Here is a 22,444-nt window from a genome sequence, read left to right on the forward strand (position 1 = left end):
TATTATAATGAGATTGACGATATACGCCATTCTCATTATAATGTAATAAAGAGATAGTCGACGAGTGGTTCCGTCAGGCTCATCCCAAAACATTATAAAACATGCAGAAATGGCCTTTCGTTTTCAGCTACCAGTTGGTAACGAAGGGCTATTTGTCGTTATTACGACAAATCAGCACTATCAATGCTCCAAAGGAAATAACTACAGTTAAAATCCCAAGGACAATCATAATGATTTCGTAGGCACTCATAGGCTTCACCCCCTTCAAAGAAAAAGGGCGACCCAACCTCGTCGACTATCTTATGTACTTATAATATAGTCTGAATTCTAGAGACTGTCAATTTACTACCCCAGGCGTTTACGCAAGATAGCATAGAGAATCATGCTAATAATAACGCTCATAACGGCTTGGATGGTATTGGTCACAATACTAGCAATGGCTACGCCTGGATCGAAGACAAAGTATTCGGCGATGAAATAGCCTGCTACGATAATAATACCACCTACGACAGTTGCTACCAAAGCAGAGGTAGTTGTCTTATTGTTATAGACAGTACCGACAAGATAGCCTTCAATGCCTTTCACCACGAAGGTAATCGGTACAAAGACTGCGTAGCCAAGGAATAAATCAGCTAACGCTGGTCCAATAGCACCAATATAGGCGCCATATTTTCGACCTAATAATAAAGCGGATGTCATGATAACGACATCTCCAACATTGAAATAGCCGCGTATGCCAGGTACTGGAATTTTCGTATACATTGTAAGCAATGTAGCGAGGGCAATCAATACGGCTGTGAGTACTAACGCGGATGTAGTACTGCGGGTTTGAACGTGTTGCATAGCGTCCTCCTTATAAAGAAAATAGGCATGTGAATAATTACATCACATGCCTATACTATAAACCTTTATGGTAACACTTGTAAATAAAAGGAATTAACTATAGAAAATACTATTAACGGTACTCTTCAAAACGTTCCTCTACATTGTAGAGAACCTCGCAATCACAACCGCCACCTTCGTTGATAATCCAATCTAGTACGCTTTCAACATCTATCTTTTGTGTTTCTAAAAATTCTCTTGTGAAAGTCAAACTATGGTCGCAACCGTCATTCGCCTCTAATTTCTCGTCTACATAGTCAAAGAGATTCCAAAACAACTCTTCGTCCATAGGTAAGCTATCTTGAAAATTCTGTTTTTCTTTAGCTTTATAGTCTTTCAATAATTCCTTTTTACGTGCTTTGTCCATTTTTATGTACCATCTTTATACTATCTTCCCAAGAACAAACTAATATCAAAAGACTTAACATTCTGTGCACATAACAAACCACATTTGATATAATTATTATAAACATAGAAAAATAATTTATTTTTATCAAATAAGGATCCTATAATGCTTCGACTATTACTAATACCAATCATATTAATACTAATACCACTCACTAGTCATGCTGTTTCACTAAATGATATTCATAACAATCCCAACCAATATACTTTAGTATATTCAGATGAAAAAATAGAAGAGTATGTAGATACAAATAGTATAAAATCAATAAGATATGCGCCACCATATTATGTAATTAATGCAAATACGCTCCTAGTATCATATCAACATAATATTATTATGCAAACAGACGAAACATTCTTTTATAATTATGATAATAATATAAGAACTTTATTGAAATCAGGTATGAGTAAACAAGAATTAGCTAATAGAATAAATATGGATACTGGACTAAAATATAAAGTCAACTCCACTTCCGCCTTTAATTTTGATGGTTCTAGTTTTATGCCTACCGAAATTTTACATCAAGAACCTGAAATACCGGGCTTTTTATCCCCAGTCTACCATTCAGCAATGTTTGCGTTTTATAAAACCTACAATCTTTACTTTAATCCTAAAGCACCAAAACAACCCTATTAAATAAATAACATCGAGAATAATTATTATACCTTTATAACTATTCTCGATTCCATAATAAAATTTCCAAAATACAATTAGCATAAAACTTTCAAATTACTAATCATTGCCAGTATTCATTAATAGCTTTATGGATACTGGTTTGTTATATTCTTAGCAAATCGATACAAGCACATGCCCGTTAGCTTCGAGCACTTGTTTATAGAATCGTTTCATTTGCTCGAAATCATGAAGAAGTTCATCTTTAATTTCTTCCTCTTCCTCATCATAGTCCCAAATATTTGGATAAAGCTCTGCTTCTTTGCAAGCAGTCATATCAAAAGATTCGAGTGCACTTTCAATATCAAATTGATCTAGAGCTGCCATGATATTGGCTAAATGATTGTGTTCTGTATATGCTACATAGTCTGATATATCCTCAACAGCCATTACGCCTAGTACCGCTTGGCTAAGAGGATTTTTATCGTCTTTATGGTCAGTGCCTACACCAGTTAGCACAAAATGGAGTACATCCCACATCTTGTCGATATCAAGCAATAACTCATCATCGTCATTCCACTCTTCAACACTTTCAAGAATTTCCTCTTCTTCTGAGCCCATGGCTTTAAGCTCTTTTAAATTTACATCGCTTAAACAGCTATAATTAGCAATTAGTCCCATAGTCAAAACCCTCCATAGATTATTAGTGGTCAATCTCTGTCAGTAGTTCTAGCAATTTTCCCTCTTCTTCATTAGCTTCATCCAATAATGGCTTACCAAATAAAAGCACTTGCAGTGAGTAGTAATAGAAGCTAAAGAATAAATCAGCAGGGAATACTTCCTCTTCCTCATATCTAAGAACATCTTCATCTTCATCGTATTCTTCAGACCAAAGATACTCTTCGTTGAGCATATCCGCAAAACTCGGTAGTGGATCTGCATGTTCTAGCATAAGACCATCTCTAATACACTCAGCAATAATTATGAATAATTCAGCTAATTCTTTTACTAAATATCTTGCGACCTCATTATGACCTTGTTCTTCAACGGCTTTTTTAAAAATACGTAATAGAAAAATCAGCGCAAAGGGCGTAGCATGCCATAAAGTCGATTGATGCTCAATGTTTTGTGCCAACTCTTCACCTGCCGCATCAATGGCATCAACGTCCTTCATATCCCACAACGCCTCAAAATGAGTAGGAAAATCTGTAGCACGGCCGTAAGTTGTGGTCAAACGATGCCAAGGTATGTCACTGACTTTCACAGTTTCTATATATTGTTTCGTCACAGTATCCATTAAATTTACACCTTTATAGTAACGCATTCTCCTGAAGATTATTTCTGAATAACCTCTTTCACCAGTTCATAGGTGTCTATGAGACGCAGTTTTCCTAGCCTAGGATTATCTGCAATCTCCTCATAGATATCTTCCAACGTGCCTGCTGGTGCTAGTTTCCACAGCTTGCACGGATATAGCTCAACGGTTCCGATGATTTCTAAATTTTCTAGCAATAGGCCTAGGTCCTTATGATTAAACCAACAGTCGGTATCGATAGCGAAATTTGTATTGTCTTTCCGGCAGGCAATTTTACTATTTAAAAACTGCTCCATTGTAGGTTTTTCTTTTTGTAAAAGCCGCGTACAGGCCAAATGGTACTCGATTTTCCGCGGTGATTGATCCACATCAGATACAAAAATAGCTCCATACTCGTTTTCAAACTTAACAGCTAATACGTCGCCCACCTTAACATGAGGTTCTCGCTTTGTTTTAGATTTACGAACCTTTAGAGGCTTTGGATTTTCACTTTGTAGTTGTACAGCTAATCTATCTAACACCTTTTGACGTTGTTTGAGCGCCTTACTATCAATTTCTAGCCAAAACTCATGAGCACCCTTCGCGATTATATCTAATGCTTTCTCTTTGATATCCTGCGATAAATGACCTATCTTCCACAGCGAATAGGCTACGGCAGTCCAATAAATTTCTGTATAGAATTCGTCAGTGCAAAAATTCTGCTCTTCAGCCAAAATCTCCGAAACAATTGTATCAATACTAGTGCCATCTCTATAGCGCTCAACAATCAAATTATAAATATCATGGCCATCATCACTATCTATGATTTTTACTCCATCAATAGCCATATGATTCTCCTTTTAAGCAATACGTCTAGAAAAACAGCATTTGTGATTCTGTAACGGTTCCATCATCTTCATGGAAATAGCAGGTATATACAGGTTCACGATGCGCCGCATCATAGAATTTCTGTAAAACAGGTGAAAGTTTCATGTCTATGGACATATGCAAAGCTTTCACAATGGGTTCCCAAAGTTCCATCGGCGAATAAGAGATAATGTCCAACTGCTTATTCTGACCATATTCTTCAAGTGTTGCCGCATCAGCATACTTACTTGAGTCACAGTAATCATGCCAACAAATACTAAAAACGATCAAATGAAACAAATCATCCATACTTTCAGCCAAACGGCCCGCAGCACCCTCGCTACTCCAATAACCTATGGATCCGTCCTCCAATAGATGATATTCACCGCCAGCACCATCTACAGCAAATGCCATCCCCGGCACAGAGAACGTGCATCGACCCTCAGCGGTATCGCGTTCCTCCAGCGCATCTAGCAAGCGAAAATCGAATAGCGTATCAAAATCTTCAGCTAGTTTAGCGTCATTTCGTAATGCTTCTAAATAGTCCATATTGATAACCTCTTATTCTATCGGCTCATTACCAGTTATTTCATCGGACCATGAGCGGCAATAAAATCATCCTTACTCTGTTGTAGTTCTTTTTTAGCGACCATGTATTGTTTCAAGTCAATTTGTCCGTTCTCTTTTTGTTCAGCCAAGGTCTTTTCTTTATTTATAATTCTAATCCAGTCTAATTGTGTACTAAATTGAGTATTAACGCCTTCACTATTTTCTCGTAACGCAAGCAACGCAAAGACTTCATCCATGCCGAGATTAAACATGTCGCTTTCAAAATCGATAGGTTCAAAATAATAGCGAACCGTATCCGCACCAAATTCATCGTTTAATTTCGCCCATTCTGACACTGAAAGCACGGTAAAGCCGAGCGTATCGTTTCCAAGACTTTCAGCAAACCAACGCACCTCATAATCAGGCTGAACGAAATCGTTGAAATATTTGATGGTCACATCTCGGTCTTGCTCATCACCGTAAGGAATTAGCAGTTCTTTATCGCCTTTTTGTAACACAATATCGTCACCATAGGGCTTGCCATTACTAACGGTTTGAATATCGATAGGCTCATCCATCATATCATTAAAATAGCGCACTACATCTTCGTCGTACTCGCGCCAATCAATCCAGATGATAGCTTCGGAATCAAATAAATCATTTAAATCCATATTATTACTAAAGAAATCTTTGACTAGATTATACATACCTTCCATCGTCACTCTCCTGTATACCTTTTATGTCTTAAGCTAGGCTACTACACCCATTTCGCCACTTTAACATAACTCTAGAATGTTTCGTAAATCACATCTTGTTGAGCCGTAAAGTTTTCATCAAAAGGAACCAAAACATATAGATGTCCTGCCGGAGATTCACCTATATCATAACCTAGTGCAAATGCGTCGTAATAACCTGATTTATCTAACATTATATCCGTTAGTGTTAGCACAACAGACTCTTCTTGCGGTATTTCCTTTTGTATGATTTCCTGTGCTAATTGGTCTAATTTATCTAATTGAACATATAATTGTTCCCACATTGGTAGTGAAAGCACCTCAGCCTCAGTATAATCGGTGCAACTAATATTGAAGTTTTGAAAGGCTTGCGCTTCATTCTCTAAGCGATTAGTGCCCAATCGTCGAGATACAAAGTAAACGCCATGCGGTTCTACAGTCCAGCTCTCAACATTCCACAATGTCATTAATTCCGATTTTCTCATTAGGACTCTCCATTAATTGATTATCCTGCAATATCCGCATGTACAGGATTCCCCTCCGCATCAATATTGGCTATGATGCAGTGTCCCCAGAAAATATCATCATCGTCATAATAAACCTCTATGGTGCCATCATTGCGGAACGCCAATTCGCCCATAGTAATACGCTTGGCAAATATTTCTGCCGTAATCGGATCTTGGTCATCATTGTCGAGCCAATCGTTAGCGAGGTCTAATAAGGTCTCACTAATATAGGTGCTAATTCGCTGTTCAAATGCTTTGAAATTATCGATTGTATTGAAAGCCGCCAACGCTACAGTACAGCTTTCATCAGAACCCTCGTCTACATCAAGGGTGAATGCATAATCATCAATTCTCGCTGTGTAATATTGATACTCTCGATTTAATAGGAAGTCACCCCTGTCAGTATGAAGGTATTTAGGGGTTTTCAAATACGCTGACAACGCCTCTAACTCGCTATGTTTTGCATGTTCCTCTAACACCTCAAGCACATAATAGCGATTATTCCAAGCCGGGCGCATATAGCCTAAATCATCTAAGGGCTTAGCTTTCTTAACTAACAATTTATAGACACCATGAGGCTCAAAAGAATAACCCCATCTATCATCAAGGCCCTCAATAATCCACGTCAAAATGCCTTCACTACGGTCAAGCACGCCCGTCCGAGTATCTAGGATAGCATCGGTAGACACCAGCGGTCTATGGTACTTATCTAAATAAGGACTCGCCCCATTCGCATCACTGCGCGGCAATGCATAAATCTCAAATACTTCAGATTCAAACTCGGCTTCATATTCTGGTAGACGTACAATACTCATATGACTCACTCCTACATTATAATCACACTACTCATCATAATTTCTGTTATATCATGAGCGTTCAGCTACATCGATTCTATGTAATAGTTCTTTTGCTAATTCTTGGGCTGTTTTGAATTCCTCATTTGAAAGTACCATAAGTACAAAGCTATCTGTTCCAATATCCATATCTACTAACTTATGCGTCTTCCATGTGGCATTAATATGTGCACACCAGTCCATAATACATTGTTCTTCATCTAATCCTGCTGTATCAATAGTTAGATTTTCGCTAGTATCTAAAGACTTGTTACGTATTAACTTCTGCACATGATAAAGAAAATCCTCTAATTCAATTTTTAAAGATAGCTCTACAGCGCGACCTTTAGACTGTAGTTTCTCATAGAGATTCCACCAGCTATCTTCTAAGTCTTCCATAGAGTTTAACTTTGCCTTAGTCATAAAAGAGTTAGCTTGTTTAGCATTGCCTAGCAATAGCGTTGCCAGCTCTGTAAATGTCGATTTCATCTGCTCTATATCTAGATACGCTACTTCTACACACAAACTACAATCAGGTACTCTGCGTTTTTTCACAAAAGCCCGCATCATCTTTACTGCGTCAGGATAACTTACATCAGCCATACGATAGGTCTTGCCATCTATATCTAAGAATAAATCTACTGCATCCTGCTTTTTACCTACACGTGCTTTCATGGCAGTACATCCATCTATGGCATGAGGTGGGTATAATTCTATATACATAATAAATCCATCATGTATGGCCTGTAAGGTATTATCGATACCTACTATATTAAAACCGTTTCGATTATAATCGGGACTCTTCAAACGCCATTCTTCGTAATTGTCGAATAATTTTTCTTGAATCCAATTGGAAAAACTCATAAGGATGCACCTTTACTTAACAACTGTATACAAATATCCTATTTTATCTTATTATATCATTATTTATAAATTAAATAGCATGATTTATAAGTATCTTACATAACAACATATAGACACAAAAATAGGGATGTGAATTATCACATCCCTAATAACCAGTCTAATACATTACATTGCTGAATTCCATTATAATTATGAGGTTTATAGAGCTCATCCATAGTGAGTAAAAATTTAGGATACTGATCGTTAACCGCTTCTAATGGTGCTAACTCTCTGTCTCTAGTAGTTGGATCCAATACACTTTCTGATACTTGGTAGTACTCTAATATGCCACCAGGCTTTTGAGCAACGAAATCGATTTCTCCCTTCGTTAATTGTCCAACATATACTGTATATCCTCGACGCCGCAACTCAAGGTATACAATATTTTCTAATACATGACCCCTATCACGGTTAATATCAGGTAGTAATAGTTGCTTAAAAGCCATATCCACTACATAATACTTAGGACGTAATCTTAATAATTCTTTGCCACGCACATCAAATCGTTCTGTATTATATAACAGTAAACTATCTTCTAAGCCCCTAAGATAACGTTCTACAGTTTTGTTATCTACCTTTCGACCTGCGCTTGTTAATGAATTCGCAATCTTTGTGGGGTTAATCAAGCTACCAATATTGGCGAAAATATATCTCACAATACTTTCAAGTAATTTAATATCTGCAATTTTTAATCGATCAACAATATCTTTTAAAACAACGGTATTAAATAAACCTTGTAAATAATCCTGCCGACCTTGCCAATTTTCCGACATATGTAAAAGCCCTGGGAATGAGCCTTCACTTACATATTTTTCATATAAGACCATTCGTGAAAGCCCACTTTCACTATAGGCATCAACATATTCCTTATAAGACAAGGGAAGCATCTCAATTTGTACATAGCGACCTGTGAGAAGTGTAGCCATATCAGAGGACATAAAATAAGCATTAGAACCTGTAATATATATATCAACATTATCTTGTACAAAGAAGTTATCTACTACACGCTCAAATGATGGTACATGCTGAATTTCATCGAGAAATAGATACATTTTTTTACTTGGAATAATCCGTTCATTAATGTATTCATATAAAGCCCGATAATCTCTTAGTTTATCATACTCCATCAACTCAAAATTAATATCAATAATTTGTTCGGCAGTTACATTATCGGCTAATAACTCATCTTGAAACAACTTAAACAACGTAGATTTACCACAACGCCGTATACCAGAAACAACCTTAATAATAGGTCTATCTTTATGTCTTCGAAGAAAATCTAAATAATATGGTCGCGATACTAATGACATGCACACACCTCCTCGCTAAATGGGTTTTAAAACCTAATCCTATATCTATTATATCACTTTAAGGTTTCAAAACCTAATTTTTATGTTTTTATACTATAATTTAGGCTTTGAAACCTAAATTTAATTATATCGCCATAGAACCATTTTTATAATAATAAAAATGGGTATAAGGTCTATCAAACCCTTATACCCATTCGCTTATACTGGTGCGCCTAACCGGAATCGAACCAGTGACACGCAGTTTAGGAATTTTATCCCTCTAAAATTTTATATTAGCTATCTTATCATTGAGAATTAACAATCCAGTATTTATAAAAATCTTAGAGCACTTACCATTATAATTTTATGAATTAATCAAATATATTTTCTCACAAAAACTTACGTATGCAAGAAAAAACGGCTTATAAATTGGCTTATTCATAATACCTCACTATTTACTAGCCATAAAGTTCTGCGATTTCACTATACTCTTCTTTACAATTACTATTTTCAATAGCTTTTTTCAATCCAATCTCATCAATATCTAATGTACCCAGTTTATCAATATATTAACTAAAGATAATATAGTGCTAAAGTTATTGATCACTAATAATTTCGCTATAAAATTTTATCAGTTCAGCCACACAATCTTCTTCTTGTATATTGTTGCTAAATCCATATGCATTCATAACAAGTTTATTTAGATTTCTATGGGCTATTAATAAATCTTTTGGCATAATATTATCATCATATAAATCTGCCAATGTGGCTTCTTTATGATTATTTCTCGCTAGTAAAACTTGATTTGCTGCAGATGAAATCCTTTTCACCTTTTCATCAGTTACATTCGGCCACGGGAAATTATTATAGATAATATTTGCCGAATATCTATATCGCATTTCAAGACGTCCTGCAAAAGCTCTCATCCACGCCATATGGACATTACTTTGTAAAATGCCAAAATGAAATAAAGTAGCATTAGGCATTATTAAATTTGAATCACCAGCTATTATAGATTGATCAACAATACCTATAGGAATATATCTTCTATTTTCTGATGAGTGACGTGGGATTAATAAATAAGAACTATCCGGTTGCCTGATTTCTCCAAAAAGCATTGGAGTATCTGCCAATTTTCTTGTAGCACTTCTTCTACTTGTCGCTCTAGCTTGTTTAACCGCCTTTACTGCATCATATATTGGTTTAACCAATTTAATCTCATTAATAGGTATGTCTACCAACCATGCACACCATCGACTTCTGTTATTTATAAACTCATCTGCACCTAAAAATTTTTTAAACATTTTCTCAGCAATTGGATATTGACGAACAATATTTGATTTCTCATCATCAGAAAATTTACTTAATTTACCCTTATTATCATTTGGCATATTTCCAAGTAAAATTTCTGGAACATCACAAATCGGCTCACTCCGACTGCTAATTAGAAAGTTAGGTAACTCTAATAAATATGGATTAATATTTGTTACTTCTTTTACGATGCCATTACTAAATAAGTATTTTTTCCCCTTGCAACCTACACTGCTAAAACCAATAATCACACAATGTACTGCAGCTCCATTTGTTGATTCACTACTCCATTTAAATGTACGATATGCAAAATCAATTTTTATATTATGCTGATTCAAACTACTCCATAATATCGGGGGCTGTTCACCTTGCGTAATAGAATTTGTTGATAATAATGCCACTTTAGCACTAGTATTCTCAATAAGCTCTGCAGCTTTTTTATACCATGCTGTAACATAATCTAAATTACCAAGACCTTTTATTTTCCCAAAAACATATTCCAAATCTGATTTCTGGCTTGATACATCATCAGATTGTACTCTTGATCCTGAGAATGGAGGATTACCAATAATATATAATGATTCTGTAGGCGAAACAATTGTTCTCCAATCAACTCTTAACGCATTTCCTTCATGTATATTCGCATTATTGTGTAATGGTAAGAAATCCATTTCTTTATGAATGATAGCTTCAGTCTCTTTAAACATTTGTGCTTCAGCTATCCAAATAGCTGTTTTTGCTACAGATACAGCAAAATCATTGATTTCTATACCATAAAACTGTTGAATACTAACCTTAATAGGATTAAATTCCTCTTCATCAAAGCCTAATATTCCGGTACCAGCTGAGTCCGTAATAGTCTCTCTTAAAATATCATTCTCTAGTCGACGCAATGATAAATATGATTCTGTTAAGAAGTTACCAGATCCCGCTGCAGGATCTAGAAAAGTTTTCGATGCCATTTTATCTTGTAAAGCCTTTAGTAGTTGGATTTTCTTTTTTCCATCTTTTCTAGACATCGCCTCTTTAAAATCATTTCTAAACTCATCTAAAAACAATGGGTCTATTAACTTATGGATGTTTTCGATACTGGTATAATGCATGCCACCATGACGTCTTGTATCTGGATTCAATGTACTTTCAAAAATAGCCCCAAAGATAGTTGGAGAAATCTCACTCCAATCGAAATTACATGCATCTTGTAAGATCAAGTTGACCGCATTCTCTGAAAATTGTGGAATTTCAACAGGGTCACTAAAAAGACTTCCGTTTACATAAGGGAATTCTAATAAAGTCTCACTTTCATATGGATTTCTATTAGCCTCTTCTGTATCTAAAATACGGAATAAATCCATCAGTGCATTTCTAACTTGATGTGGTTGAAAATCTTGTAAATAGTCATGAAACAAGCTTTTTTTACCAAATAGTCCCGAATCCTCTGCATATAGGCAAAATACTAAACGTACACATAACTTGTTAATATTATGTAAAATGGCTTCTTCTGTTAATAAAGGATTGACTTTATATTGCTCTAATAACGAATCATATAGTCGAGCAACAAGCTCACCTGCGCCTTTAGAAATTTCCATCTCACGTTCTATATGACTACTTTTAACATCAACTAAAAAATTAAGTCTATAAAATTCAGTTCCTAATTTACGCAATTCTATAATTTCAGCAGAATCATTAGGTCGTTCCATATCTAATACATGAAACTCTTTAAAATTACAACTTACAATCCATCGTGGGCGTTCACTATATGGTAATGCAGCTGCATAACGTTTAGCTTGTTCTGCTGGCGTCAAAAATGTGCCATCAGATTGTCTAATCGGAGCATTGAGATCTTTTTCTAAACTTTTCTGCTCAATCATAGTATGCGTAGCTGGAATCATAGCATCAATATAACTAATATGACCTAACTGAACACGTTGTTCAAAACCAATGAAATCAGCAGGATTATCTACTCCGTATACATTTTGAAGTAATTCCATCCAAAATCGTTGAGTATCTTGCTTCTCATCTCCAATATTCTCCCATTTTTTAGCAAATTCTTTAGCTGCTTTCTCTTGCTGTTTTACTGTAAGATCCATTTTTATTCCCCTAAATTTCCCTTTACATATTTTCTATTAATACTAGAAAATCTAATTTATATACTTTTATATTATCACAAAAATTATAGTCTATCTAAAATACATTTATAAGTACACTTATCAATAGTATAAGATTGATAAAATATTCTTTCCAACACTATTATTATCACTACCTAAAATCTCGCTACTAAAAATGATTGAGAAAATATAATAAATATATTAATATAAACTTATATACTTCATCTTTTCTTCATCTCAAAAGGAGGTTATCCTATGCGTTCTCTATTAAAAGTATTATTTTTAACCTTAACACTTATAATCAGTATGTTTACTGTAAGTCATGCCAGTCTATACCCTGACTATCTCGGAGGAGATACAAACTTTGTACTTGTAGATGGACACATGGGGCGAGCTTGGTATATTGATAGAAGCTCATTAAATGTTCAGAAATATGCTCCCCCACAATATATAATCTCTGTAAACACAGCAGTCGTAGAAAATGCAGACAAAGGAAATATAACAATCTCAAATATTAAAAATCTAAGATTTTTCTATAACTCGGATTTAGGAAAAATGTATTATGATTCAACAGGAAATGATAGTTGGGTATATATTAAGCCAATTTCTCCATGGGCAAATTATGGTAGTATACGTCCAGCTGCAGAAATGGCATTTGCAATGGCATATCATATGAAATTTTATAGTTTATATGATGATGACTTTTATATTCGAGGCATCTCTGCTCACTAAAGCTAAATTTTAAAAGAAAAGACTTCAGATAAGTAATTTATCTGAAGTCTTTTCTTTTAAAATTTATAATGGCCTTTTTCTCTTACTACATTCAGAACGCTCTCAGCTATTGGGGAACTACTAGCCTTATTAGCATGACCTTTAGCAGTACCCTCATTTAATGTATAAAACCAAATGTATTGATCATGGAAAAAATGATATGTATCAGTATTAATAAGTTTTCCGTTTGCAACGATTTTTACATCAGCACGTATATCTGCAGTTTTAAATCCACTAATAGAATCCCTGTCTACATAATAATCAATATGCCGACCATTATCAGTACTAAATACCCATACATCTTCAGCAGATACTTTTTCAATAGAATTCGCAAATAAACTTAAACTTAAAATACTTCCCAATAAAATAATTTTCCCTAATTTCATAACACAAACTCCTCCCCATATAATAAAATGGTGCGCCTAGAGGGAATCGAACCCCCAACCTACAGTTTAGGAAACTGGCGCTCTGTCCGGTTGAGCTATAGACGCATGTATACTTTATTATATCGTTTTTAAATCTATCTACGCAAGAACTATGCTATAATACAACTGTTGATAGTATTAGAGAGTTCTTATAAAAAGAGGTATGTATAATGAAACTATGTAAACGATCGATTATTACCAGTTCACTATTAGCTGTCTTAGCTATATCATCCGCGTACGGGGCTACACCTGCGCAGCCAAGTGAAAGCACAGATACTGCTGTGGTTGATATGGATTACGCCAATATTCCAGAGTTAAGAAAATCAATTGAAAGCGCAACACCAGCCATAGTACAATCTACGCTTGATGCTTCTGAGGGAAAACCTACTAACGGTAAACCAATTTATTCGACAGTCACTATGTCTGGTAACCGTGTTGTATCCGTAAAAACTTATAAATCTAAAGAAGAACAAGAAAAGGCTATGTTAAAGGAGCGTGAACGCTTAGACAAGGTCACTGCGGAACGGCGCGCTAAAAGGAAAAACGAAACACGAGCAGATATGCTAAAAGGTTTAACGCCTATACCGTTCTATCCACCTGTTAGTGAAACACGGACATTACAAAGCGAAATGTTCTCTCGACCATTTGGTAGGCAACTCGATTTGCGTTTGGTAGAAGCCTATACACAAGATTATGATAAGGCCAAACCTGGCGATATTTATGTCTATGCAGATTATGTAGACTACACATCTAAGCAACTATTAGGCGAAAAGGATGGTACTACTGCTATTTCAGCTATGATTTTACGTACAATCATGAGAAAAGATGAAAATAAAGCTTTCAGCATCGATGTAAATGCGTACTTCATAAATCCAACAACCCATACCATTTACATAAGCCGTTCTGACGATGTAAAAGGCATCGATATCAAGAAAGACGAAAGAGCTGAGGCTGTATTTAAACTACCTTCACACCAACTACAAGCCGGCGATCCTCAGTATGAAATTGCTAAGCTCATGTATCAGGACCTAACAAATAAGAAATTTGATGAGTAATATTTAAATACGCACTCCAACTATAGCCACAATAAGAAAACCCCTTCATAGCACCACCATGGCTACGAAGGGGTTCTCATGTTAATTACGCCGGGCGGCTCCAATCGACTTGTACGTCAATAGCACCCCACATGCGTGTAAGAGCTAATTTAAAGTTTTCCAAGGATTCTAAAGGTTTTACTTGTACCCGTTCATACGTATCGAGACCTGTTGCATTCTCAATAGTATGTTCTTCGTTTAAGTATGCACGGACCTTATCAATCCATTCTTGTTCAGGTAAATCTATCGTTACGATTTTTGTATCCGTATCGTAAGATAAAACCCCGTTACTATTTACACCATAATGGATGGCCACACGAAATATACTCATATTTATACCTCTCTTGCAGATAGTTTCATGCGTATACACATTTCTATACATGTACATTGTATCATGAATGTTTCTATTCTTGAAAGAATTTTATTCTTCATTATCTAAATCCATTTCGGCCTTTAATTCCGACCGTTTTCGCCGTTCTCCACCATCGCCGTGAGCACGACGCCAAAGGGCTCCACTCATGATGGCCCCTTCACCAAATTTAGATGCCAACGAGTCTAGCACGGTTGAAAGCTTCTCATCTTTCTCGCCCGTTTCAATGGAGAATAAATCGTCTTGTACAATCCCTTCTGTTGAAAGTCCACTCACCGTCACACCTAAGAGCCGAATTGGTTTGAGCGGCATATCGAGAACAGATGTATCAAATTGAGGCAACGGTGCGGCGCCCATCATTTCACGATTCTCCGTAATCGGTCTATCATTAGCGTTGTCGGTGAAAGTCTTAGTATCATGGCGATTCGATTGGCTAGTATTGCGAGGCTCCCGTTGTCTAGCATTGCTCCGTTCACGCATGAGCTTATTCCACAACAATACGGATGTATCGTAAATGATACGTTCTTGGTCCGTAGCAGAATCGAGCCGTTTTTGACGAGATACCGTTTTAAAATCATTGTATCGCACCTTAATGGACACGGTATGTCCCATCAAACCATATTTACGCAATCGTTTCGCTACGCGATTGGCAAAGTAATGAAGTTCTAAGTCGATAGCAGCAGGATCCTCTACATCGCTTTCATAGGTCTCCTCATTACCGACAGACTGGATTTGACGATCCGGTTCTACAGGCCGTTCATCGATGCCTCGTGCCAGTTCCCAAATACGCCGTGCCTGATTGCCCACATAAGGCACTAACGATTTCTCATCCGACAAGGCCTGCACATCCTTTATCAAGGTAAAACCACCATCTTTAAGGCGACGTTCCGTGCTAGGGCCTACACCCCATATGCGTTTTATGGGCAAATTTGCAAGGCTTTCACATTCCTTACCATAAGGAATAACCACAAGCCCATCAGGCTTATCTAGGTCAGATGCCAGTTTAGCAAGGAATTTATTCGGAGCCAGGCCCGCCGAAATGATGAGCCCCGTTTCCTCAAACACGCGGTCCTTAATAGCACGGCCCAAAGCCTTGGGGCCTGTGAATTTATGGGTAATACCCGTAACATCCAAGAAGGCTTCGTCCAGAGATAAGGGCTCAATGATAGGTGTAAATTCCTCCATCACCTTGTGGATGATCTGAGAAATCTCCTTGTAGCGAGCCATATTCGGATACACGTAGATACCGTGCGGACAAAGTTTCTTCGCCCGCGAAATAGGCATGGCCGAATGGACACCAAATTTTCGAGCCTCATAGGATGCAGTAGCTACGACGCCACGCGAAGAAAGACCACCCACAATAACGGGGTGGCCTTTATATTCAGGATGATCCAGTTGTTCTACGGATGCAAAGAAAGCATCCATATCAACATGCATAATCCAGCGTCTCATGATTACGCGTCTTTTTCGTGTTCATCAAGACGGCAGTATTTGATTTGTGCGCAAATGCATTCGTCTTTAGTTTTGTACAATTGTGGAATAATCTCCAAAATGTCACCAAATGTATCTTCATTGATGGAATAGCGAGTCCAAAGACCATTACGTTGAGAATTTACAACGCCAGCATCAATTAAGATTTTCATGTGGTAGCTCAATGTGGATTGAGACAAATTAAAACTTGCCAAAATATCTGCTGCACACAACTCATTACATGACAACATATCTATAATATGTAATCTTGTTTCATCACTGAGCGCTTTAAAAATCGTTGCCAAACGTTCATAGGAAACTTCAACCATAAGAAAAACTCCTCAATATACATCAAAAATTATCAATCTACTTTTATACTATTATATACTATTTTTATAACTAAATCTATTTTTTTCTTTTTATTCTCATTAAAATATTTTAATTAAATAATTAAATTTATTTATGAGATAGAAAATACGCATAAAAGCGGAGATTCTCTAATAAGAATCTCCGCTTATTATTTTTTATAATAATTTGCTACAGCAGATTAAAATACGTTAACAAGATCGATTGTTTGGTTACGATTAGGACCAACAGATACGATACCCAAAGGCACGCCTGTTACTTCTGCAATACGTTCTACGTATTTACGCGCATTTTCAGGCAATTCATCATAAGAACGGATGCCAGAAATATCTGTTTCCCAACCTGGCAATGTTTCATATACAGGTTCGCATGCTTCAAGATTTGTCAAGCTAGCAGGGAAGCCTTCAACGTTTTTGCCGTTTAATTTATAACCTACACAGATTTTCAATTCTTTGAAAGAATCAAGAATATCCAAACGTGTAATAGCTAAATAATCAAGGCTGCTAAGACCTGCTGCGTATTTTACAACCATAAGATCTAACCAACCAGTACGGCGAGGACGACCTGTTACAGTACCGAACTCATGACCAAGCGTACGAAGCTCTTCACCAATTTCATTAAGTTGTTCTGTAGGGAATGGGCCTGCACCAACACGTGTAGCGTAAGCTTTCACAACGCCGAAAATATTTTTCAAATAGTTAGGACCTACACCAGCGCCTGTGGAAGCACCACCAGCGATTGGATGGGAGGATGTTACGAATGGGTAAGTACCATGATCAAGATCTAGCATAGTTGCTTGCGCACCTTCGAACAATACCTTTTTGTCCTCTTGAATCGCTTTCAACACAGCATTATTTGTATCAGTTACATAAGGTTTCAAAGCCTCTGCATATTTAATGTAATCTGCTAAGATTTCATCGTAATTAACAGGTTCAGCATCGTATACCTTTGTAAGCATTTTGTTTTTAAACTCAACATTGTACGCCAATTTTTGTTTGAAAGTTTCCATGTCGTACAAGTCGCAAATACGGATGCCGATACGGTTTACCTTATCAGCATAGCAAGGGCCGATACCGTTTTTAGTAGTACCGATTTTAGCATCACCTTTGGATGCTTCTTCGGCCATATCAAGAGCGATATGGTATGGCATGATGACATGAGCGCGGTCAGAAATGTGAAGGGATTTAGCAGATTTACCTTGTTTTTCAAGACCTTCAATTTCTTGTAACAACACCTTAGGATCAATAACAACGCCTGTACCAACGATATTTTGTTTATCATCGTACAAAATACCACTTGGCAATAAACGAAGCGCGAATGCCTTGTCATCTACTACAACAGTGTGACCTGCATTATTACCGCCTTGGCTGCGCACTACAACGTCTGCACGTTCCGCAATCCAGTCAACGATTTTACCTTTACCCTCGTCACCCCATTGAGTGCCGATTACCATACTTGTTGCCATATCTATGTCCTCCAATTGTGAAAGTCAAATTAATCCATAGTTATTATACAACATAATAGCAAAGCACGGAATGACTAAATAAAGATTACACGAACTCAATCTTTAACTTCTTGCCAAAGGCATGAGCAATCTTTCTTAATGTTTTCAACGAGGGGTTCCCATTCCCATTTTCAATTTTACTTATATCTGATTGCGTAATGCCTGTAACTTCAGATAATTGAGTTTGCGTCATATGAGCTTCAATACGTGCTTTAACTATATTTTCAATAATCTGATACTCATCTTCTAACTCATCCCATTCTTTTTTAAATTTAGGATTTTTTAATTGCTCAGCTAAATATTGATCTAATGTTTCCATATTATGTGTACCTTTCAATATAATCTTGTTTATACTTCAACGCCAATTCAATCGCATTTCTAGGGGTTTTCATAGACTTTTTTACAGTTACACAGCTTTCAAGCAACTTTAAATCCCTAATTGTTTTAGCTCGTTGTTTTTCTGAAAGTTCGTTTAAAAACAGCTTTGCTGGTTGCTCTCCATTAGGTGTTTCATAAAAAATTACAGAAAATGATTCCATTTAATTCCTCCTATTTACTAGAAGAAATCTTTATCTTAATTATATGTTAAAACATATATCAGGTAAAGACATAATCAGCTAAACAACATTATATTTTCAACATAATCCACTGCAAACCATAAGTCAATAGATAGGGGGTGACCATTGGTCACCCCCTATCTATTGACATTTCATCCTATTAAATTAATAAATTAAAATAAGCCTAGCATGTCCTCTAAAAATTAGAACACGCCTGTACTAATTCTAAAAACAGGGATATAGGGTCCCCTACAAATTAGAACAGGCCTGTTCTAATTCTAAAAACAGAGATATAGGGGCCCACCTACAAATTAGAACAGGCCTGTTCTAATTTTAAAGACGTATATTATGCGTCCCCAAGAATTAGCACAAGCCTGTACTGTATAACAATTATTTTATTTAGGTTCTTTCAACCAGAAGCTCATTAATAATCCTAACGCACCAACAGGGATCAGTGTCATCAACGCTGTTTGTACATCGTAAATATCTGCTAAATGTCCAATATAAGGTGCTACGAGTCCACCTAATGTAATGCCAAGCCCCAATGTAATGCCTGATGCAAAGCCTGCATTTTTAGCAAGGTATTTTTGGCCTAGAACGGTAATAGGTCCATATTGCGAGAATACGCCAAAGGCCATTGGTATCATGGCGCCAAAAAATCCCCATGCATTCGGTACGAAGATAAACACTAATACGGATGGTAAAAATATAATATTACCTAAGCGCACTGTTTTTAGAAAGCCTAGCTTATCTGATAATGCACCACCCATATAGGTGAGGACAGCCCCCATGGCAAAGTACATAGTAAGTGCCAAGCTCGATGCACCGGCTTCGCCATTGATAACAGTAATGTATAAAATCGGTATAAAAATCGATAATACGGAGAACAAAATTGATCGAGAGGCAATGACGAAAAATAGCTTTGTAAAACTCACCCAATCGTTTATGCCTGTATTTGTGCCCTTAATTTGGCTTTCACATTCACGCGCATCTTCGGCCTCAGTAGTATGACCTGTGAACGCATATAGATATAGCAACACGCCGAGCGCGGCAATAGCCGTAAACACCCAGAGGAATTGGCCGCCAAAGACATAAACGCCACCAGCAATGAGCGGCCCTAAGGCAAAACCAGCGCTGCCACCAACCGCAAAGCGCCCCATAGCATTGCCAATTTCATGAGATTGCGTGCGATTCACCAAAAGAGCCGCCTCAGGATGGAATAACGCTGCCCCTACGCCAGCTAAAAGAGACAAAGCAAGAATCATTTCATAGTTCGTAGCCAGCGCCATAGCGCTAATGGACACAAGAGTCACTGTAAAGCCTACCGGAATAAACCAAGGTACGCGCCATCGATCCGCTACATACCCCAAAATGGGCTGAGCAATAGACGCTACCACGGTATTACAGAAAATAATGGAAGCCGATTGATAATAATTGAGATTAAAATTAGCAATAAAAAACGGTATCAATGCAGCGAGAGAACCTTGACCGAAATCGTTAATGCAATGAAAGATAGGCGGTGCGTATTTTCTTATGGTGTTTTTCATGTATCCTCCTTTTATTGGGATAAATCAACAACTATAGCTATGGATGATGAGGCTCCAAAAACTCCACCGGCCGGGTCTGACTACGCCCTCCGGGCTTCGCAGGGCCAAAGTCGTTTTTTGAACCCTCATCATCCATCATTCAAAACGTTTTCGCCCTTATCCCCATACCAAGCATGCTAAACAAAAACCCCATAACAAAATACACTCTAGGGCGAAACACAAAGTCGTTTTTTACTTAGCCTATCCCCTTTCTAACTACTAATAATTATGAAGCACCGTAAGAAAATACGGCACTTACAATAAACCAAAAAGGACGGGTACCCTTCTCAAAACGACTTTGCCCTGTCTGCTCTATGGCTCGTTTTCGGCATAGAAGGTTTAATGCAAAAAGGATGGTCCGTTCAGAAAACGACTCTGTCCTTCTCCTTATGGCTCATTTCGGCATAGAATCTATAGCGAAAAAGGACGGGTACCCTTCTCAAAACGACTTTGCCCTGTCCCCGAAGGGGACAGATTAAGGCGGTGGAGGCTTTGAGGAGGGTGCCCGTCCTGTACCGGTAGAATTATAGGCCGAAACGAGCCATTATTGTATCTACGTGTTTCAATAGTTTATACGGATCGAAGCATGCATCGATTTCTTCGTCGGTCATGTATTTTTTGATGTTTTCATCGGATTTTAGACCTGTAGCGAAGTCTTTGCCTTCGAGCCAGCGTTTCATAGCGTGTTTTTGCACCCAACGGTATGCTTCGTCACGTACGGCACCTTTGTCTACGAGGTGTGTCAAAATTGTTTGGCTGAATACAAGGCCACCTGTAAGGTTAAGGTTTTTAAGCATTGTTTCAGGGTATACCAACAATTTATCGATGGTACGGATTGTTAGGTGAAGCATGTAGTTCAACGCAATGGTTGCATCTGGTAAGATAACGCGTTCTACAGAGCTATGGGAGATGTCGCGTTCATGCCACAAAGCTTGGTCTTCGTACGCAGATTGTGCATAACCACGCAATAAACGAGCCATACCACAAATTCTTTCACAAGTGATAGGATTACGTTTATGAGGCATCGCAGAGGAACCTTTTTGTTTAGGGCTAAAGTATTCTTCAGCTTCGCGCACTTCGGTGCGTTGCAAGTGACGGATTTCCAAAGCGATTTTATCCAATGTACCGCCTACAACAGCAATGGTGGACAATAGTTCAGCGTGACGGTCACGTTGTACGACTTGAGTAGCGATTTTAACAGGTTCAAGGCCTAGTTTTTCACATACGTATTGTTCTACGAATGGGTCAATGTTGGAGTATGTACCAACAGCACCGGACAATTTACCAACAGCAACGCTTTTACGAGCATGTTCCATGCGTTCGATATCGCGTTCTACCTCTGCCATCCAAAGGCAAAGTTTTAAACCGAATGTAGTAGGTTCGCCGTGAATACCGTGAGTACGACCAATCATAGGCGTATGTTTGAATTCTGCAGCACGACGGCGCAATACAGCGTGTAATTGTTTCAAATCTTCAATCAAAATATCGCAAGATTGTTTCATCATATAGCCAAGTGCAGTATCCTTAACGTCTGTGGATGTCAAGCCAAGATGAATGTATTTAGCCGCTTCAGGGCCTACATATTCGCCCACAGCAGTTACAAAGGAAATGATGTCATGATTTGTTTCACGTTCAATTTCGTGAATTCTTTCAACATCAAAATTACCTTTTTCCCGAATGATTTTAGCTGCTTCCTTCGGAATCACGCCAAGCTCAGCTTGCGCTTCAGATGCCAATGTTTCAACCAATAACATTGTGTCGAACTCGTTGCGTTCGCTCCAAATATGGCCCATTTCTTCTCGTGTATAACGTGGTATCATGATGTCTCCTTTGCATGGTGAAAGCTAGATTTTTTATATAATAATTGTACCATATGTAAAAGCTTGGTTCAATAAATCTTCCGCAATTTTCCGAATAATATATATATTAGATTTTCTTAATGTTCGGTATTTTATTTTGTATAGATTGTTTTGTGATTTATTATTATAATAGTAATGTATAAATAAG

General features: G+C 37.3%; 24 protein-coding genes and 1 tRNA gene. 3 read left to right on the forward strand and 22 right to left on the reverse strand.

The window, feature by feature from the left end:
- Positions 1–345 precede the first annotated feature (345 nt).
- Together VAHSUH02_RS08000 and VAHSUH02_RS08005 are read right to left on the reverse strand one after the other, a co-directional pair.
- Complete coding sequence (locus VAHSUH02_RS08000) at positions 346–843, reverse strand: ECF transporter S component (RefSeq protein WP_005378017.1); 498 nt, start codon at positions 841–843, stop codon at positions 346–348.
- 112 nt (positions 844–955) lie between these two features.
- On the reverse strand, positions 956–1,249 hold the full coding sequence (locus tag VAHSUH02_RS08005; protein WP_005384616.1) for a DUF2695 domain-containing protein: 294 nt from the start codon (positions 1,247–1,249) through the stop codon (positions 956–958).
- A 144-nt stretch (positions 1,250–1,393) separates the two neighbouring features.
- On the opposite strand from VAHSUH02_RS08005, the gene VAHSUH02_RS09710 reads away from it, so the two are divergent.
- Positions 1,394–1,924: a hypothetical protein gene (locus tag VAHSUH02_RS09710; protein ID WP_005384618.1), complete on the forward strand. Its 531-nt coding sequence runs from the start codon at positions 1,394–1,396 to the stop codon at positions 1,922–1,924.
- Positions 1,925–2,074: 150 nt separating this feature from the next.
- Here the strand turns inward: VAHSUH02_RS09710 and VAHSUH02_RS08015 are convergent, their stop codons facing one another.
- The 10 genes from VAHSUH02_RS08015 to VAHSUH02_RS08060 all read right to left on the reverse strand — a co-directional run bounded on the left by VAHSUH02_RS08015 (position 2,075) and on the right by VAHSUH02_RS08060 (position 12,276).
- On the reverse strand, positions 2,075–2,581 hold the full coding sequence (locus VAHSUH02_RS08015) for a YfbM family protein (protein WP_005384625.1): 507 nt from the start codon (positions 2,579–2,581) through the stop codon (positions 2,075–2,077).
- A gap of 22 nt (positions 2,582–2,603) precedes the next feature.
- Complete coding sequence (locus tag VAHSUH02_RS08020; protein WP_038149086.1) at positions 2,604–3,197, reverse strand: hypothetical protein; 594 nt, start codon at positions 3,195–3,197, stop codon at positions 2,604–2,606.
- 38 nt (positions 3,198–3,235) lie between these two features.
- The gene (locus tag VAHSUH02_RS08025) at positions 3,236–4,042 is read right to left on the reverse strand and encodes a hypothetical protein (protein ID WP_005384629.1); all 807 of its coding nucleotides are present in this window, start codon (positions 4,040–4,042) and stop codon (positions 3,236–3,238) included.
- 25 nt (positions 4,043–4,067) lie between these two features.
- A complete protein-coding gene (locus tag VAHSUH02_RS08030) occupies positions 4,068–4,610 on the reverse strand; it encodes a hypothetical protein (RefSeq protein WP_005384631.1) in 543 nt (180 codons plus the stop codon).
- A 35-nt stretch (positions 4,611–4,645) separates the two neighbouring features.
- Entirely contained in the window at positions 4,646–5,326 is a 681-nt protein-coding gene (locus tag VAHSUH02_RS08035) for a hypothetical protein (RefSeq protein ID WP_005384632.1), read from the reverse strand.
- 71 nt (positions 5,327–5,397) lie between these two features.
- Positions 5,398–5,829, reverse strand: coding sequence for a hypothetical protein (locus VAHSUH02_RS08040; RefSeq protein WP_005384634.1), 432 nt, complete (start codon positions 5,827–5,829; stop codon positions 5,398–5,400).
- Between the two features lie 20 nt (positions 5,830–5,849).
- Positions 5,850–6,665 carry a DUF2262 domain-containing protein gene (locus tag VAHSUH02_RS08045; RefSeq protein WP_005384636.1) on the reverse strand — a complete coding sequence of 272 codons (816 nt, stop codon included), beginning with the start codon at positions 6,663–6,665 and terminating at the stop codon, positions 5,850–5,852.
- A gap of 51 nt (positions 6,666–6,716) precedes the next feature.
- Entirely contained in the window at positions 6,717–7,547 is an 831-nt protein-coding gene (locus VAHSUH02_RS08050) for a DUF6630 family protein (RefSeq protein ID WP_005384637.1), read from the reverse strand.
- A gap of 137 nt (positions 7,548–7,684) precedes the next feature.
- Positions 7,685–8,896 carry an ATP-binding protein gene (locus tag VAHSUH02_RS08055; RefSeq protein ID WP_005384638.1) on the reverse strand — a complete coding sequence of 404 codons (1,212 nt, stop codon included), beginning with the start codon at positions 8,894–8,896 and terminating at the stop codon, positions 7,685–7,687.
- Positions 8,897–9,471: 575 nt separating this feature from the next.
- The gene (locus tag VAHSUH02_RS08060; protein ID WP_005384639.1) at positions 9,472–12,276 is read right to left on the reverse strand and encodes a DNA methyltransferase; all 2,805 of its coding nucleotides are present in this window, start codon (positions 12,274–12,276) and stop codon (positions 9,472–9,474) included.
- Positions 12,277–12,549: 273 nt separating this feature from the next.
- Between VAHSUH02_RS08060 and VAHSUH02_RS08065 the strand changes: the two genes are divergently transcribed.
- On the forward strand, positions 12,550–13,026 hold the full coding sequence (locus VAHSUH02_RS08065) for a hypothetical protein (protein ID WP_038149068.1): 477 nt from the start codon (positions 12,550–12,552) through the stop codon (positions 13,024–13,026).
- A 56-nt stretch (positions 13,027–13,082) separates the two neighbouring features.
- On the opposite strand, the gene VAHSUH02_RS08070 is transcribed toward VAHSUH02_RS08065, so the two are convergent.
- Together VAHSUH02_RS08070 and VAHSUH02_RS08075 are read right to left on the reverse strand one after the other, a co-directional pair.
- Positions 13,083–13,451, reverse strand: a complete 369-nt coding sequence (locus VAHSUH02_RS08070) for a hypothetical protein (RefSeq protein WP_005384643.1) — start codon at positions 13,449–13,451, stop codon at positions 13,083–13,085.
- A 28-nt stretch (positions 13,452–13,479) separates the two neighbouring features.
- Positions 13,480–13,556, reverse strand: a tRNA-Arg gene (locus tag VAHSUH02_RS08075).
- Between the two features lie 104 nt (positions 13,557–13,660).
- Between VAHSUH02_RS08075 and VAHSUH02_RS08080 the strand changes: the two genes are divergently transcribed.
- Entirely contained in the window at positions 13,661–14,545 is an 885-nt protein-coding gene (locus VAHSUH02_RS08080) for a hypothetical protein (protein ID WP_005384644.1), read from the forward strand.
- Positions 14,546–14,630: 85 nt separating this feature from the next.
- Here VAHSUH02_RS08080 and VAHSUH02_RS08085 read toward each other — a convergent pair whose 3' ends face one another.
- The 8 genes from VAHSUH02_RS08085 to purB form a co-directional block, all read right to left on the reverse strand.
- Positions 14,631–14,915, reverse strand: coding sequence for a hypothetical protein (locus VAHSUH02_RS08085; protein ID WP_005381175.1), 285 nt, complete (start codon positions 14,913–14,915; stop codon positions 14,631–14,633).
- A 90-nt stretch (positions 14,916–15,005) separates the two neighbouring features.
- Entirely contained in the window at positions 15,006–16,406 is a 1,401-nt protein-coding gene (gene dinB / locus VAHSUH02_RS08090) for a DNA polymerase IV (RefSeq protein ID WP_248841647.1), read from the reverse strand.
- A gap of 2 nt (positions 16,407–16,408) precedes the next feature.
- Positions 16,409–16,753, reverse strand: a complete 345-nt coding sequence (locus VAHSUH02_RS08095) for an ArsR/SmtB family transcription factor (protein WP_005377990.1) — start codon at positions 16,751–16,753, stop codon at positions 16,409–16,411.
- Positions 16,754–16,971: 218 nt separating this feature from the next.
- Positions 16,972–18,255 carry an adenylosuccinate synthase gene (locus VAHSUH02_RS08100; protein WP_005381154.1) on the reverse strand — a complete coding sequence of 428 codons (1,284 nt, stop codon included), beginning with the start codon at positions 18,253–18,255 and terminating at the stop codon, positions 16,972–16,974.
- 85 nt (positions 18,256–18,340) lie between these two features.
- Positions 18,341–18,613: a helix-turn-helix domain-containing protein gene (locus VAHSUH02_RS08105; RefSeq protein ID WP_005381259.1), complete on the reverse strand. Its 273-nt coding sequence runs from the start codon at positions 18,611–18,613 to the stop codon at positions 18,341–18,343.
- 1 nt (position 18,614) lies between these two features.
- Entirely contained in the window at positions 18,615–18,833 is a 219-nt protein-coding gene (locus VAHSUH02_RS08110) for a hypothetical protein (protein ID WP_005384648.1), read from the reverse strand.
- 413 nt (positions 18,834–19,246) lie between these two features.
- Positions 19,247–20,398 carry an MFS transporter gene (locus VAHSUH02_RS08115; RefSeq protein ID WP_005384649.1) on the reverse strand — a complete coding sequence of 384 codons (1,152 nt, stop codon included), beginning with the start codon at positions 20,396–20,398 and terminating at the stop codon, positions 19,247–19,249.
- Between the two features lie 563 nt (positions 20,399–20,961).
- The gene (gene purB / locus VAHSUH02_RS08120; RefSeq protein WP_005384651.1) at positions 20,962–22,257 is read right to left on the reverse strand and encodes an adenylosuccinate lyase; all 1,296 of its coding nucleotides are present in this window, start codon (positions 22,255–22,257) and stop codon (positions 20,962–20,964) included.
- Positions 22,258–22,444: the final 187 nt, after the last annotated feature.

The organism is Veillonella atypica KON, from assembly GCF_002959915.1.
Taxonomy (GTDB): domain Bacteria; phylum Bacillota; class Negativicutes; order Veillonellales; family Veillonellaceae; genus Veillonella; species Veillonella atypica.

Coding starts and splice junctions, on each gene's coding strand:
- VAHSUH02_RS08000 (WP_005378017.1), bottom strand. CDS start 843: ATGCAACACGTTCAAACCCGCAGTACTACATCCGCGTTAGTACTCACA.
- VAHSUH02_RS08005 (WP_005384616.1), bottom strand. CDS start 1,249: ATGGACAAAGCACGTAAAAAGGAATTATTGAAAGACTATAAAGCTAAA.
- VAHSUH02_RS09710 (WP_005384618.1), top strand. CDS start 1,394: ATGCTTCGACTATTACTAATACCAATCATATTAATACTAATACCACTC.
- VAHSUH02_RS08015 (WP_005384625.1), bottom strand. CDS start 2,581: ATGGGACTAATTGCTAATTATAGCTGTTTAAGCGATGTAAATTTAAAA.
- VAHSUH02_RS08020 (WP_038149086.1), bottom strand. CDS start 3,197: ATGGATACTGTGACGAAACAATATATAGAAACTGTGAAAGTCAGTGAC.
- VAHSUH02_RS08025 (WP_005384629.1), bottom strand. CDS start 4,042: ATGGCTATTGATGGAGTAAAAATCATAGATAGTGATGATGGCCATGAT.
- VAHSUH02_RS08030 (WP_005384631.1), bottom strand. CDS start 4,610: ATGGACTATTTAGAAGCATTACGAAATGACGCTAAACTAGCTGAAGAT.
- VAHSUH02_RS08035 (WP_005384632.1), bottom strand. CDS start 5,326: ATGGAAGGTATGTATAATCTAGTCAAAGATTTCTTTAGTAATAATATG.
- VAHSUH02_RS08040 (WP_005384634.1), bottom strand. CDS start 5,829: ATGAGAAAATCGGAATTAATGACATTGTGGAATGTTGAGAGCTGGACT.
- VAHSUH02_RS08045 (WP_005384636.1), bottom strand. CDS start 6,665: ATGAGTATTGTACGTCTACCAGAATATGAAGCCGAGTTTGAATCTGAA.
- VAHSUH02_RS08050 (WP_005384637.1), bottom strand. CDS start 7,547: ATGAGTTTTTCCAATTGGATTCAAGAAAAATTATTCGACAATTACGAA.
- VAHSUH02_RS08055 (WP_005384638.1), bottom strand. CDS start 8,896: ATGTCATTAGTATCGCGACCATATTATTTAGATTTTCTTCGAAGACAT.
- VAHSUH02_RS08060 (WP_005384639.1), bottom strand. CDS start 12,276: ATGGATCTTACAGTAAAACAGCAAGAGAAAGCAGCTAAAGAATTTGCT.
- VAHSUH02_RS08065 (WP_038149068.1), top strand. CDS start 12,550: ATGCGTTCTCTATTAAAAGTATTATTTTTAACCTTAACACTTATAATC.
- VAHSUH02_RS08070 (WP_005384643.1), bottom strand. CDS start 13,451: ATGAAATTAGGGAAAATTATTTTATTGGGAAGTATTTTAAGTTTAAGT.
- VAHSUH02_RS08080 (WP_005384644.1), top strand. CDS start 13,661: ATGAAACTATGTAAACGATCGATTATTACCAGTTCACTATTAGCTGTC.
- VAHSUH02_RS08085 (WP_005381175.1), bottom strand. CDS start 14,915: ATGAGTATATTTCGTGTGGCCATCCATTATGGTGTAAATAGTAACGGG.
- dinB (WP_248841647.1), bottom strand. CDS start 16,406: ATGAGACGCTGGATTATGCATGTTGATATGGATGCTTTCTTTGCATCC.
- VAHSUH02_RS08095 (WP_005377990.1), bottom strand. CDS start 16,753: ATGGTTGAAGTTTCCTATGAACGTTTGGCAACGATTTTTAAAGCGCTC.
- VAHSUH02_RS08100 (WP_005381154.1), bottom strand. CDS start 18,255: ATGGCAACAAGTATGGTAATCGGCACTCAATGGGGTGACGAGGGTAAA.
- VAHSUH02_RS08105 (WP_005381259.1), bottom strand. CDS start 18,613: ATGGAAACATTAGATCAATATTTAGCTGAGCAATTAAAAAATCCTAAA.
- VAHSUH02_RS08110 (WP_005384648.1), bottom strand. CDS start 18,833: ATGGAATCATTTTCTGTAATTTTTTATGAAACACCTAATGGAGAGCAA.
- VAHSUH02_RS08115 (WP_005384649.1), bottom strand. CDS start 20,398: ATGAAAAACACCATAAGAAAATACGCACCGCCTATCTTTCATTGCATT.
- purB (WP_005384651.1), bottom strand. CDS start 22,257: ATGATACCACGTTATACACGAGAAGAAATGGGCCATATTTGGAGCGAA.